General features: G+C 69.0%; 14 protein-coding genes. 9 read left to right on the top strand and 5 right to left on the bottom strand.

Annotated elements, in window-relative coordinates; all coding sequences use genetic code 11:
- Window positions 1–46 precede the first annotated feature (46 nt).
- The 3 genes from TU34_RS05645 to TU34_RS05635 are packed head-to-tail and all read left to right on the top strand — an operon-like array spanning window position 47 to window position 2,698.
- A complete protein-coding gene (locus TU34_RS05645) occupies window positions 47–985 on the top strand; it encodes a metal ABC transporter solute-binding protein, Zn/Mn family (RefSeq protein ID WP_045821920.1) in 939 nt (312 codons plus the stop codon).
- On the top strand, window positions 957–1,826 hold the full coding sequence (locus TU34_RS05640; protein WP_082079900.1) for a metal ABC transporter ATP-binding protein: 870 nt from the start codon (window positions 957–959) through the stop codon (window positions 1,824–1,826). The genes TU34_RS05645 and TU34_RS05640 overlap by 29 nt, the downstream gene beginning before the upstream one ends.
- Window positions 1,823–2,698 carry a metal ABC transporter permease gene (locus TU34_RS05635; RefSeq protein WP_045821888.1) on the top strand — a complete coding sequence of 292 codons (876 nt, stop codon included), beginning with the start codon at window positions 1,823–1,825 and terminating at the stop codon, window positions 2,696–2,698. The genes TU34_RS05640 and TU34_RS05635 overlap by 4 nt, the downstream gene beginning before the upstream one ends.
- On the opposite strand, the gene TU34_RS05630 is transcribed toward TU34_RS05635, so the two are convergent.
- From TU34_RS05630 to TU34_RS05620, 3 genes are read right to left on the bottom strand one after another with little or no spacing between them, the layout of a single operon-like run.
- Window positions 2,623–3,678, bottom strand: coding sequence for a cation diffusion facilitator family transporter (locus TU34_RS05630; protein ID WP_045821887.1), 1,056 nt, complete (start codon window positions 3,676–3,678; stop codon window positions 2,623–2,625). The two genes, TU34_RS05635 and TU34_RS05630, sit on opposite strands and share 76 nt — an antisense overlap.
- On the bottom strand, window positions 3,675–4,079 hold the full coding sequence (locus TU34_RS05625; protein ID WP_045821918.1) for an ArsR/SmtB family transcription factor: 405 nt from the start codon (window positions 4,077–4,079) through the stop codon (window positions 3,675–3,677). Before TU34_RS05625 ends, TU34_RS05630 begins: the two co-directional genes overlap by 4 nt.
- Window positions 4,080–4,095: 16 nt before the next feature.
- Window positions 4,096–4,560, bottom strand: coding sequence for a DUF2599 domain-containing protein (locus TU34_RS05620; RefSeq protein WP_045821886.1), 465 nt, complete (start codon window positions 4,558–4,560; stop codon window positions 4,096–4,098).
- A gap of 53 nt (window positions 4,561–4,613) precedes the next feature.
- Between TU34_RS05620 and TU34_RS05615 the strand changes: the two genes are divergently transcribed.
- Complete coding sequence (locus TU34_RS05615) at window positions 4,614–5,441, top strand: alpha/beta fold hydrolase (protein ID WP_082079908.1); 828 nt, start codon at window positions 4,614–4,616, stop codon at window positions 5,439–5,441.
- On the opposite strand, the gene TU34_RS05610 is transcribed toward TU34_RS05615, so the two are convergent.
- Complete coding sequence (locus TU34_RS05610) at window positions 5,400–6,914, bottom strand: carboxylesterase/lipase family protein (protein WP_338062982.1); 1,515 nt, start codon at window positions 6,912–6,914, stop codon at window positions 5,400–5,402. The genes TU34_RS05615 and TU34_RS05610 overlap by 42 nt on opposite strands.
- A 50-nt stretch (window positions 6,915–6,964) precedes the next feature.
- Between TU34_RS05610 and TU34_RS05605 the strand changes: the two genes are divergently transcribed.
- From TU34_RS05605 to TU34_RS05585, 5 genes are all read left to right on the top strand, one after another.
- Complete coding sequence (locus TU34_RS05605) at window positions 6,965–7,735, top strand: LamB/YcsF family protein (protein ID WP_045821884.1); 771 nt, start codon at window positions 6,965–6,967, stop codon at window positions 7,733–7,735.
- Window positions 7,735–9,288: an AMP-binding protein gene (locus TU34_RS05600; protein ID WP_045821883.1), complete on the top strand. Its 1,554-nt coding sequence runs from the start codon at window positions 7,735–7,737 to the stop codon at window positions 9,286–9,288. The genes TU34_RS05605 and TU34_RS05600 overlap by 1 nt, the downstream gene beginning before the upstream one ends.
- A gap of 83 nt (window positions 9,289–9,371) precedes the next feature.
- Window positions 9,372–10,007: a class I SAM-dependent methyltransferase gene (locus TU34_RS05595; RefSeq protein WP_082079906.1), complete on the top strand. Its 636-nt coding sequence runs from the start codon at window positions 9,372–9,374 to the stop codon at window positions 10,005–10,007.
- A gap of 66 nt (window positions 10,008–10,073) precedes the next feature.
- Window positions 10,074–11,399 carry an HNH endonuclease gene (locus TU34_RS05590; RefSeq protein WP_082079899.1) on the top strand — a complete coding sequence of 442 codons (1,326 nt, stop codon included), beginning with the start codon at window positions 10,074–10,076 and terminating at the stop codon, window positions 11,397–11,399.
- Between the two features lie 28 nt (window positions 11,400–11,427).
- A complete protein-coding gene (locus TU34_RS05585) occupies window positions 11,428–12,009 on the top strand; it encodes a dihydrofolate reductase family protein (RefSeq protein WP_045821882.1) in 582 nt (193 codons plus the stop codon).
- Here TU34_RS05585 and TU34_RS05580 read toward each other — a convergent pair.
- Window positions 11,930–13,183, bottom strand: coding sequence for an MFS transporter (locus tag TU34_RS05580; RefSeq protein ID WP_238981176.1), 1,254 nt, complete (start codon window positions 13,181–13,183; stop codon window positions 11,930–11,932). The two genes, TU34_RS05585 and TU34_RS05580, sit on opposite strands and share 80 nt — an antisense overlap.
- Window positions 13,184–13,228: the final 45 nt, after the last annotated feature.

Genomic DNA, 13,228 nt, shown 5'->3' with positions numbered 1-13,228 from the left:
TAACGGTTACCATTTGCGTCGCAGTCGTCGAGGAGTGGAGTGTGCGATGAGTTCGAAGACCGTTCGTGGGGTGTCGGCCCGGGTTGCGGGTCTGGCCGCAGCAGTGATCGCCGCGACGGTGGTCGCCGGGTGTTCGGGCGACACCACCGAGTCCGCGGGCGCTCCCGGGGAGCCCGTCGTCGTCGCCTCCACCGACGTGTGGGGTTCGGTCGCCTCCGCCGTCGCGGGCAAGGACGCCGGCGTCACCTCGCTCTACACCTCGCCCGACGGTGACCCGCACGAGTTCGAGGCCACCGCGCGCGACACCGCGAAGGTGTTCGACGCCGACGTCGTGGTGCTCAACGGCGCCGACTACGACGCCTACATGGAGAAGGCGCCGAAGAACCCCGACGCGAAGGTGATCAGCGCGTGCGACGCCTACAAGAAGCTCAACCCGAGCGCGCCCACCGGCGCCGGCGAGGTCAACGAGCACTTCTTCTACGACTTCGACGTCGTGAAGGCCGTCGCATCCGACATCGCCGACGCCCTGGCCGAGAAGTTCCCGGCCGACAAGGACGCCTTCGCCGCCAACGCGAAGCAGTTCGAGGACAAGGTCACCGACCTGCAGACCACGTTGGCCTCGATCAAGGCGGCCCATGCCGGCGCGAAGGTCGCCCAGACCGAGCCGCTCGCGGCGTACCTGCTCGCCGAGGCGGGCCTGGTCGACGCGACGCCGTCGTCGTTCACCGACGCCGTCGAGGCGGGCAACGACCCGCCCGCCGCCGCAGTCGCGACCACCGAGGACCTGGTGCGCAACAAGACCGTCTCGGCGCTGCTCTACAACACCCAGGCCGTCGACGAGACGACCAAGCGCCTGCTGGCCGCCGCCGACTCCGACGGTCTCCCCGTCGTGAAGTTGACCGAGACCCTGCCGTCCGGAGTCACCGACTACGTGGCCTGGCAGAAGGCTACGGTGGATGCGATCGCGGCCTCCCTGTCGCGCTGATCCATCTCCACTCGCCACCTCTCGACACCGGAGCATCGCCATCACCGCCAGCGTCCCTGCCATCGACATCCGTGGTGCGCGACTGCGCTTCGGTGACCGCGTGCTGTGGTCGGATTTCGACCTGACCGTCGCCCCCGGCGAGTTCGTCGCGGTACTCGGGCCCAACGGGTCGGGCAAGACCTCGCTGCTGCGCACGCTGCTCGGTCAGTACCGACTGGACGCGGGCACCATCTCCATCGACGGCCGCAACGGCACCGACCGGTCGAAGATCGGGTACGTGCCCCAGCAGCGCCCGCACGACGAGGGGGTGCCGCTGCGCGGACGCGACCTCGTGGGCATGGGCGTCGACGGCCGCGCGTGGGGTGTGGGGTGGCGCACCCGTAAGGCACGAAGGGCCGCAGTGGATCTCGCGATCGATCAGGTCGATGCCCGCGCCTTCGTCGACGCCCCGCTCGGCCTGCTCTCCGGTGGCGAGCAGCAGCGGATGCGGGTGGCCCAGGCGCTCGCGAGCGACCCCGTCGTGCTGCTGTGCGACGAGCCGCTGCTCAGTCTCGATCCGGCGAATCAGGCACGCGTGGCGCAGCTGATCGACCGTCGACGTCGCGCGGCGGCGACCACGGTCGTGTTCGTCACCCACGAGATCAATCCCGTACTCCCCTACGTCGATCGCGTCGTCTACCTCGTCGACGGCCGGTTCCGGATCGGCACCACCGACGAGGTGATGAACTCCGCGGTGCTCAGCGAGTTGTATCGCACGAAGGTCGACGTGCTGCGCGTGCGCGACCGCCTCGTCGTCGTGGGTGCCGACGAGGCCGCCTGCCACGGCGCCGAGGCGCTGTGAGCACCGTCGACTGGGGCAGTTTCCTCGACGTCGGTCTCGCGGGAGACCTGCTGGCGCGGCCCTTCGTGCAGCAGTCGTTGCTGGCGTTGGCGCTGCTCGCGCTGCTCGGCGGCCTCCTCGGTCCGACGGTGGTCGCGCGCCAGATGTCGTTCGCCGTGCACGGCACCGCCGAGTTGTCCTTCACCGGTGCGGCATTGGCCCTGTTGCTCGGCGTCAGCGTCAACATCGGCGGCGTGGTGGGTTCCATCGTCGCCGCGCTCATTTTCGGGTTGCTCGGCAGCCGTGTGCGCGAACGTGATTCGGTGATCGGCGTGGTGATGGCGTTCGGACTGGGTCTCGGCGTGCTCTTCATCGCGACGTACGGTCGTACCGGCACCGGGTTCGCTCTGTTGACCGGACAGGTGGTCAGCGTCGGGGCCGACGGTCTGACCGCCGTAGCGATCACCACCGTCGTCGTGGTCGCCGTGCTCGCGGTGATCTATCGCCCGCTGCAGTTCGCGAGCACCGACCCCACGGTCGCCGAGGCGCTCGGGGTGCCCACGCGCACACTGTCGTTGGTGTTCGCGGTCCTGCTCGGTGCCAGTGTCGCGCAGGGGGTGCAGATCATCGGCGCCCTACTGGTGATGTCGCTGTTCATCACCCCCGCCGCCGCGGCCACCCGGGTGACTTCCACCCCGACCACGGTGGTGCTGCTGTCGATCCTGTTCGCCGAGATCGCCGCGGTGGGCGGACTGATCCTCTCGCTCGCACCCAACCTGCCGGTGTCGGTGATGGTCACGACCATCTCGTTCGCGATCTACGTCGTCTGCCGCCTCGTCGGTGGCCGCAGGCTCCGTTCGGCCGGGCGCGTGACGGTGCCGTCGGCGACCTGATGCCCCGGGTAGGCGTGCACCTGGGCGGTGGCCAGGCGCGCGACGCCGTCGATCAGCGCGTGTTCGGCACGATGGGCCAGCGCATGGGCATCGCGCAGCGCGGTGTCGGGCGGGACGTCGAGATCGGCCTCGGCGTGCAGGGTGTGACCCACCCACCGCATCCGTAACCCGGCCACACTGTCCACGCCGGGCACCGAGGCGAGCACCTCCTCGGCCGAGCCGACGATCTCCGGGTCGACGCCGTCCATGAGGCGCCGGAACACATCTCGTGCCGCGCCGACGAGCACCATGAGGATGGCCGCGGTGATCACCAACCCCACGATCGGGTCGGCGATCGGGAAGCCGGCCGCCGCACCGGCGGCGCCGACGAGCACCGCCAGCGACGTGAACCCGTCGGTGCGTGCGTGCTTCCCGTCCGCGATGAGTGCGACCGATCCGATGCGACGGCCGATGGTGATGCGGTACCGCGCGACGATCTCGTTGCCGACGAACCCGATGGCACCGGCCGCGGCGACCCAGGGCAGATGCGACAGGGGCGCGGGGTCGATGAGACGCCGTACCGCCTCGACCCCGGCGACCACCGCCGACGCGAGGATCATCAGAACCACGAACAGACCGGCGAGATCCTCCGCGCGGCCGAACCCATAGGTGTAGCGCCGCGTGGGCGCGCGGCGACCGAGGACGAACGCGATCCACAGCGGCACCGAGGTGAGTGCGTCGGAGAAGTTGTGGATCGTGTCGGCGAGCAGTGCCACCGAGCCCGACACCACGACCACGGCGAGCTGCACGACCGCGGTCGCCAGCAGCAACGCCATGCTGATCTTCACCGCACGGATACCCTGCGCACTCGACTCCATGGCACCGTCGACCTTGTCGGCAGAATCGTGGCTGTGCGGCGTGAACGCGTGGCTCAGCGCATGCCGCCAACCACCGTGGTGATCGTGGTCGTGGGGATGGTGGTGGGAATGGTCGCCGCTCATGCGCCGCTCGACTTCTCGGATGGCACGATGGAGATCGGGGCGTCGACGTGGGCGTCGGGACGGTGATGCCCGGGGGTGCCGGGTCCGGCGTGTTCGGCGTTGAACACCGCGTCGACCACCATCTGCCGCACGTGGTCGTTCTCGAGGCGGTAGAAGACCGAGGTCCCCTCCTTGCGGGTACGCACCAGGCGTGCCATGCGGAGCTTGGCGAGGTGCTGACTCACCGACGGCGCCGGTTTGCCGACCTTCTCCGAGAGCTCGTTCACCGAGCACTCGCGGTCGACCAGCGCCCACAGCATCTGCACACGGGTGGCGTCGGAGAGCATGCGGAACACCTCGACCACCAGGGCGACCTGGTCGTCGGCGAGCGTCCGACGACAAACACCCTTATCTGCATTCATACGCAGATAGTAGCGTTCACTCCTCGGCGCCACCAGGGTTGCAGCGGTCGTCGATCATCTGTTGGGCGCTGACCACCGGACGCCACGGTTCGAGATTCCAGCTCGGTTTGTCCGGCGCGACGATGCGCGCGAACGCCCAGTGACAATCGAACTGCGCGCGCATCCCCGCGGTGTCGGCACCGGGATCGTCGGCGAGCACCTCGGCCCAGGCGATCGCGTTGTCGCCCGCGCCCTGCGCTGCCCGTCCCGATGCCGTCGGATAGACCTGCACGCTCGTGCCCGAGGGAAGCTGAACGACCTGCACCCGGGCGATGAAGGGTGGCACCGCCGGGGCCTGCGAGGCGGTGATCACCTCGGGCGTCGTGCTCGGTGGAGGTGTCGACACCGCCGCGTCGGTGCCACTGTCGGTCGAGCATGCCGACGCCGCCATCGCGGCGCCGAGGACCAGGACGCAGGCGGCGCGGCGGCGTCGAGTTGACATCGATTGAGCCTCGTTTCGGTGATCGCGACACCGCCTCTGCGAGCATGGGGCGCATGTCCAGCCTGTCCGGTGCCGACGATACTCACACCCTGCGACCGGTCGACGGTGCCCGAAAGGTCGATGGGGGCGAATACATCGACGTCGCCGGTCATCCCGTGTGGCACTTCGTCGACGGCGAGGGCACCCCCGTCGTGCTGATGCACGGCGCGTTCGCCGGGGCGTCGTCGTTCGGCGCCCAGATCCCCGAGATCCTGAAGGCAGGGTGGAAGGTCTACGCACCCGAGCGGTGCGGGCACGCCCACTCCCCCGACACCGACGCCGCCTTCGGCTATTCGACGATGGCCGACGAGACGATCGCCTACCTGGAGACCGCGATCGGCCGTTCGGCACATCTGGTGGGGTGGAGCGACGGCGCCGTGGTGGCCCTGTTGGTCGCCCAGCGTCGCCCCGACCTCGTCGACCGCATGGTCCTCGTCGGGCAGTACTTCAACAGTTCCGGTCGCGTCGCCGACGGCATCACCGACGGACTCCTCGCCGACAGCTCCGCGATGACTTTCCTGCGCGCCGAATACGATGCGGTGTCACCCGACGGGCCGGAACACTTCGAGACCGTCTACCGCAAGACCATCGACATGATCGCCGCCGAGCCCGAGATCGATCTCGCATCACTTGCGTCGGTCACCACGCCCACCCTGGTGGCCCAGGGCGACCGCGACGAGGTGACCGTCGCGCACAGTGTCGACGTGGTGGCCGCGCTGCCCGCGGGACGACTGGCGGTCCTGCCCGGCACGCATCTGTTGCCGCTGGAGTCGCCCGACGTGTTCAACCCGCTGATGCTGTCATTCCTGGCCGGGGATCCCCCCGCCCAATGGGACCTCTGAGAACTCGCGGTAGCGGCTCCACGCCTCGCGGCGCTCGGCGTGCGGATCGAGCTCGATGCGACTCGGGTCGTCGATGACCTTCACCGCACGCGTGGTGGTGTCGTAACGCCGCCATCCGGATCGGGGTGCGCCGGTGGCGGCAAACGACGCCCAGTCCGACTGCATCTCGGCGGTGACCCGGCGTGCGGAGCGTCGGTCTCCGGCGAAGGTGAGCAGACCGCCGACACGTGAGGTGAACAGCCCGAACACTCCGAACAGCTCGATGCCGTGGGTGGCACCGAACCCGCTGATGTCGAGGATTCGCGTGGAGTAGTCGAACCGGTACATGTACGTCGGCGAGTGCGCGCTGTGCCCGTCGGCGATCGCGACCGACGGCGCCCAGAAGATCATGTCCGCCATGATCTGTCGGCAGGCCGCGGGTTCGGGGTAGTCCGGGTACGAGTCGAGGATCGCGGCGCGTGCATCAGGATCGGCGCCGGCGAGCACCCGCTCGAGTGCCGAGGGCGAGGTGGGCAGCACCGGGAACACCTTGGCGAAGAGGTTCGCCTCGACGAGGTTGCTTCCGAGCAGCAGCGGCACCGCGTGCGTCTCGCCGCGATCGGCGGCCTCGAGCGGATCGACCGGGAGCAGATCGCCGTCGACGGTCGGGCCGAAAGGCAGTGCGCCGGGGATCATCTTCGAGACACGGCGCGAGAGTTGGTCACCCGCACGGCCCAGTTCGGCGGGAGTCGCGGTGTGCAGCGCGGCAACCGGGTCGTCGCGGGTCTCGGCGAGGATGTCGACGAACGTCGAGGCGAACTGTGTCGCCCACTCGGCCTTCAACGTCAGCGCCGGCGCCGAACTCTCGGCGATCGCCTTGTGGAACAGTCCGGCCGCCGAGGGGACGGCGAGCAGGGTGGTGACCGCGTTGCCCCCGGCGCTCTCACCGAAGATCGTCACGTTGTCGGGGTCGCCGCCGAACCCGGCGATGTTGCGCTGTACCCACTGCAGGGCGGCGAGTTGGTCGCGCAACCCGAGGTTGCTGTCGAAAGTGCGCGTGTCCGAGGAGTATTGGCTCAGATCGAGGTACCCCAGGGTGCCCAGTCGGTAGTTGATCGACACGTAGACGACGCCGCCCGCGCGAACCAGGGAGTCGCCGCGGTAGGTGAGCGACGAGCCCAGGATGTAGGCACCGCCGTGGATGAACACCATCACCGGCAGCGGCCCGGACCGCTTCGCCGGGGCGAGCACGTTCAGGGTGAGGCAGTCCTCGCTGACCGGCTGGTGCTTGTTGATGCCGATCGTCGTGTACCGGCGCGCCTGCGGGGCGGCGTTGCGGAAGCTGTGTGCGAGTCGGACACCCTCCCACGGCGTGGGCGGCTCGGGCGCGCGGAACCGCCGATCACCCATCGGGGGCGCGGCATAGGGGATGCCGCGCCAGCTGTGCAGACCGTCGTGATCGACACCTTCGACGACGCCGTCGGTGGTGGTCACGCGTGTATCGGAGTGGGACATCCCCCGACATTAATCGCTACCCTCGGCTGATGACATCGTCGGACACCCGTGTCGATCTCAACGCCGATCTCGGCGAGGGGTACGGGGTGTGGCGCCTCGGGGACGACCACGCGATGCTCGAGGTGGTCACGAGCGCCAACATCGCCTGCGGATTCCACGCCGGGGACCCCACCTCGTTGCGGGAGACCTGCGCCGCGGCGGTCTCGGCCGGGGTCGCGATCGGGGCGCAGGTGTCCTATCCCGACCGCGTCGGTTTCGGGCGCCGCTTCCTCGACATCGCCCCCGGGGATCTCACCGCCGACGTGATCTACCAGATCGGCGCCCTCGACGGCATCGCGCGCTCGGTCGGCGGCGCCGTCTCCTACGTCAAACCGCATGGGGCGCTGTACAACAGCATAGTCTCCCACCGGGCTCAGGCCCTGGCGGTGGTCGATGCCGTCGTCGCGCTGAACCGCGATCTGCCGCTGTACGGGCTGCCCGGATCGGTGTCCGCGCGGCTGGCGGAGGCCGCGGGGCTGGCCACCGTCGCCGAGGCCTTCGCCGACCGCGCCTACCGCCCTGACGGCTCGCTGGTCCCGCGGTCCGAACCGGGAGCGGTCATCACCGACACCGCCACGATCTGCGCGCGGGCGCTCCGGATGGTCGTCGACCACGAGGTCGTCGCCGACGACGGCATGATCGTGGCGGTCGCACCGTCGACGCTGTGTCTGCACGGCGACACCCCCGGCGCGGTCGATCACGCGCGAGCGGTCGCCGCAACCCTGCGTGAGCAGGGTGTCACCGTCGCTAGAGTGACGTGATGGCCGGTCTCGACACACCCCTGACCCCACTACGGTTCCTCGAGCGTGCCGCCGAGGTGCACCCCGACGCGATCGGGATCGTCGACGGTGACCGCCGGATGACCAACCGCGAGTTCGCCGATGCGGCGCAGTCGCTCGCCGCGGCGGTGCGTGCCTCGGGTGTCGCTGCCGGCGAACGGGTGGCGTTCCTCGCCACCAATCGCGCCGAGCTGCTGATCGCCCACTTCGGTGTGCCCCTCGCGGGCGCGGTCCTCGTCGCGGTGAACACCCGCCTGTCGCCCGACGAGATCGCCTACATCTGCGAGCACTCGGGCGCGAAGATCCTCATCGGCGAATCCGACCTGCTCGCACCGCTCGCGGATCTGTCCGTCGACGAGGTGATCGACCTCGATTCGGGGTACGACGCGTTCCTGGCCCGCGGTGACGGAGCAGCGCTGCCCTGGGAGGTGGACGACGAGACCGCGACGATCACCATCAACTACACCTCCGGGACCACAGGCCGTCCGAAGGGCGTGATGTACACCCACCGCGGTGCCTACCTGAACGCGCTGGCCGAGGTGGTGCATCAGGGCTTCGAGCACGCGAGTCGCTACCTGTGGACGTTGCCGATGTTCCACTGCAACGGCTGGTGCACCACGTGGGCGGTGACCGCGGTGGCCGGTCGGCACATCTGCCTGCGCGCGGTGCGCGGCGACGACATCTGGCGACTCATCGACACCGAGGGCGTCGACCACATGTGTGGTGCGCCCACCGTTCTGTCGACTCTGGCGACCGCACCCGAAGCCCACCAGCTCGAGGGACCGCTGACCGTCGTGACCGCCGGGGCACCGCCCTCGCCGACCGTGGTGGGCCAGATCCGTTCCCTCGGTGCCACTCTCGTGCACGTCTACGGACTCACCGAGACCTACGGTCCGTACTCGATCTGTGAGCCGCAGGATTCGTGGGCCGACCTCGACTCCGACGAGCTCAACGTCGTGATGTCACGGCAGGGCGTGGGGATGGTGACCGCCGACCGGCTGCGCGTGGTGCGCCCCGACGCCGCCGACGACGGTTCGCTCGTCGATGTCGAGCCCGACGGAGTCGAGATGGGCGAGATCGTCATGCGCGGGAACTGCGTCATGAAGGGCTATTTCGCCGATGACGACGCGACCGCCGAGGCCTTCGCCGGCGGCTGGTTCCACAGCGGAGATCTCGGGGTGATGCGCCCCGACGGCTACGTGAAGTTGCTCGACCGGGCGAAGGACGTGGTCATCTCCGGTGGCGAGAACATCTCCACCATCGAGGTCGAACAGGCCCTCGCCAGCCACCCCGCCGTCGCCGACGTCGTCGTCATCGGTGTCGCCGACGACAAGTGGGGCGAACGCCCGAAGGCGTTCGTGGTCCTGACCGATGGCGCCTCGGTCGAGGCCGCAGAACTCACCGCGCACGTGAAGACGCTCCTCGCCTCGTTCAAGGCGCCCCGCGACATCGAGTTCACCGACGCCATCCCCCGCACCTCCACCGGCAAGGTCCGCAAGAACGAACTCCGGGACGCCGAGCGGGCCGCCCGCTGACGACGAAGCGCTCCACCGTCGCCGCGTGGTACGACGTTCTGAACCCGTGGGGCCGCAGCGACGACTTGTACCTAGATCTCGTGATGCACGTCGAGACCGTGGTCGACATCGGTTGCGGTACCGGCACACTGCTACACCGTGCACGCGAGACCGGGCACCGCGGGCGGCTCATCGGTATCGATCCCGATCACGACATGCTCGCCGTGGCCCGCCGCCGCGATGACATCGAGTGGCAGACCGCAACCGCTTCCGACGTGAGCGGCGTGGCGGCCGATCTCGTCACCATGACCGGTCACGCGTTCCAGACGCTGGCGAGCGACGACGATCTCACGTCGTCGCTGCGTGCGATCGTCGGCTCCATGGCTGCAGGAGGTCGTTTCGCGTTCGAGACGAGGAACCCGGTGGTGCAACCGTGGACCCGGTGGGACGAAGAGTTCACGGTCACCGATGACCGCGGCGACACTCTCACGGTGACACGCGAGGTGGTGTCGGTGCACGATCAGATCGTGACGTTCGACGAGACTTTCTCCATCCCGACGTTGTCGGAGCAGAAGGTTGTTCGCTCTGCTCTTCGGTTCCTGACGGTCGACAACCTGTCGACCGCCCTGAGGTCGGCCGGCCTGGTGATCGAGGAACAGTTCGGCAACTGGGGTCGGAGTCCCGTCACACCGGAGAGTCCCGAGATCATCACCATCGCCTCGACACTGACTGCGGCATAGAGGCTTTCCACAAGGCTGCAGAGATGATCATGGCGGTTGTCGGTGGCTGCAGGTAGTATCGAACACATGAGCGACGAGGGTGTGGGGGCGACAACAGTTGCGCTGCAATCATTCCTGTCGTCGCTCCCTGGCCTGGACGTTGCTGGTGACGAGACGGAAGCGATCGATCGGATCGCGATCCTCGAGGCGATCAAATCCGGATGCGCTGCGGCACAGGCGGTCGAGACGATGCGACTCGAGGAACTTCGACGTGAGGCCGAGACCGCGGCGGGCGTACCCGTGGCGCGGCAGGGCCGTGGATTGGCCGCTGAGGTCGCCCTTGCGCGGAAGGCCTCCGGGTCCGCCGGCGGCCGGTATCTCGGGTTCGCACGCGCGGTGATGCGCGAGATGCCACACACACGAGCGGCGTTGGCCGCAGGTGTCCTCACCGAATGGCGGGCGACGATCCTGGTACGGGAGACCGCGCACCTCACCCCGCGTGATCGCGCCGAGATCGACCGTCGTCTCTGCGCCGACCCGGCCGCGCTGGAAGGCGTCGGCGACCGCGCGTTGGACGCCGAGGTGAAACGGATTGCCTACGAACTGGATCCGCAGGCAGTGGTGGATCGGCACGCTCATGCGGTGAAGGATCGCCGCGTGTCGACCCGGCCGGCCCCAGATGGGATGGTGCGGCTGTCGGCGTTGTTGCCGTTGGTGTCCGGGATCTCGGTGTACGCGGCGCTGAAGAAGCACGCCGACGCCACCGTCGGGGCCGATGATCGCTCGCACGCGCAGGTGATGGCCGACGCCCTCGTCGAACGGGTGACCGGCGCCGCGACGGTCGATGCCCTGCCGGTGGCGGTCAATCTGGTTGTGCCCGATGCCGTCCTCCTCGGCGACAGCACGGCCGCCGCGCACGTGAGCGGCTACGGACCGATCCCCGCCGCCACCGCCCGCGCGATAGTGGCCACCTCCCTCGATGCTGACGCGGCCACCACGTTGCGGCGGCTCTACAAGGCCCCGACGAGCGGCGCGCTGATCGCGATGGACTCCACCGCGAGACTGTTCCCGACCGGACTCAAACTCTTTCTCGACCTGCGCGACCAGTCGTGCCGCATCCCGTACTGCGATGCACCGATCGCTGAGTACGACCACGCCGATCCCCATGCCCGGGGTGGTGACACCTCGGCATCGAACGGTGGCGGCATGTGCCTGGCGCACAACCGGGCCAAACAGAACCCGGGTTGGCGAATGACCACCGCTGACCACACCGACACCACCCGGCACACCGCGACCGTCACCACACCCACCGGGCACAGCCATGTCTCCCGAGCCCCGGCGCCCCCGGGTCACCACGACGAACCCATCAGTCTCATCGAACGACGACTCCGCGCTCTGCTCGACGCCGCCTGACCTCGACACCGGCATAATCGACGTCACCATGCGCGAGCTCGTCTACTACGTGGCCGTCAGTCTCGACGGCTTCATCGCCGACCCCGACGGTGGATTCGACGCCTTCCCCATCGAAGGTGATCATGCGGCGATCGTGTTCGAGGAGTACGCCGATGCGCTACCCGTCCATGCGATGACGGCACTCGGGATCGAGCCGCCACGAACACGATTCGACACCGTGATCATGGGGTCGAACACCATGAGACCTGCCCTGGCCATCGGGATCACGAGCCCGTACCCGCACCTGCGGCAGTTCGTCGCCAGCAGACGAGCGCCTGATCACGACCCTGCGATCACCGTGACCGACGATCCCCTCTCCACCGTTCGAGAGCTGAAGACGCAAGCTGGCCTGGACATCTGGTTGTGCGGCGGCGGTGAGCTCGCCGGCGAGCTCCTACCGGAGATCGACCGACTGGCCCTGAAACGACAGCCACTCGTCTTCGGCTCCGGCATCCCGCTGTTCGGACGCGCGCCCTACAAGCCACGCGCCTTCACCCGAATCCGAACGCGCTCGTTCGAGTCCGGCGTCGTCGTGGAGGAGTACGCCGCTCCCGGGCCCCGTCACACCTGACGGCGCCCCGTGGAGAGTCCGATCGAACGTCATCTCGCGGCACTGCTCGCTGCCTGAGAACGGCCGGCACAACGGCAGCGGCGCAGAGACCGGCCGCGAGCACGAAGGCCGCCGCGTATCCCATCGACCCGACCATCCCACCCAGCGCCGCCGAACCCACCGCCTGTCCCAGTACCAACGAAACGAACAGCAACGCCGTCCCCTGCGCCGCGCCGGCGCGATCGATCCTCGCGCTCCAGGCGATGAGCGCCGACGTGGCTGCCGTGAACCCCCAGCCGAAACAGGCACACGCCACGAGCGCGGTCACGATCTGTTCGCGGCCCACACCCAGCGCCGCGATCGAGACCACCAGCACCCCGCACGTCACGATCCACGCCGACCTCGGCGCGAGACGGCTCATGGCACCCGATGTCGCGATCACCGTCGTCGCACCGACGCCCAACAGCACCCACGCGCCGACACTGCCCCGCTCTCCGACGACACCCGCATCGACGAGAACCCCACGCCCGTAGGTCCACACCGCGCTCGACCCGGCCCCCATGAGGACCGCGGCCACCGCGGGTGCTGCGTGAGCGCGCAACCATGCCGAGTCCATGCGAGTGGAGACCGTCGTGGGCGCGGACCCCGTCCCGCGATCGGCCGCGAGCAGCGCCACGGCGATCACCGCGGTCACCGCACCGACCACCCACCACGCCGTCCGCCACTCCGGCAGCACGACCAGCGCCAGCACCCCCGCACCGACCACCCCCGGCCCCGTTCCCGCATTCACCACCGACTGCGCGCGACCGACGCGACCCACCGCCACCGATCGCCCGACGATCGTGACCAGCGCGGGCGACGCCAGCCCCGCACCGGCCGATCCGACGATCGCGGACACCGCGAACCAGACGACGTCACCGGCCGCCGCCATCCCCCACACGCCGACAACCGCCGACACGGCCGCGGCGGTGACCTGACGTCGCACCCCACGGCCGCCGAGCAGAAGACCCACGAGCGCGGCACCGCAGTAGACCAGCGACGACCCCGACGACACCATCCCGGCCAGGCTCGCCGACAACCCGAGGTCGGCCTGTACGTCGGGCAGGAACAGCCCGTACGCCAGGCGCACCAGTCCGTACGTCGCGGCGATGAACCCGACGCCCGCGACCACGACCGACGTCTCGGATACACTCACAAACGAAAACGATCGTTTCATATCGGCGAGCCTAGTCTGAGAGGC

This window comes from Williamsia herbipolensis (assembly GCF_000964005.1).
In the GTDB taxonomy this organism is placed as follows: Bacteria; Actinomycetota; Actinomycetes; order Mycobacteriales; family Mycobacteriaceae; genus Williamsia_A; species Williamsia_A herbipolensis.
This window is presented reverse-complemented; position numbering and strand designations above follow the sequence as displayed.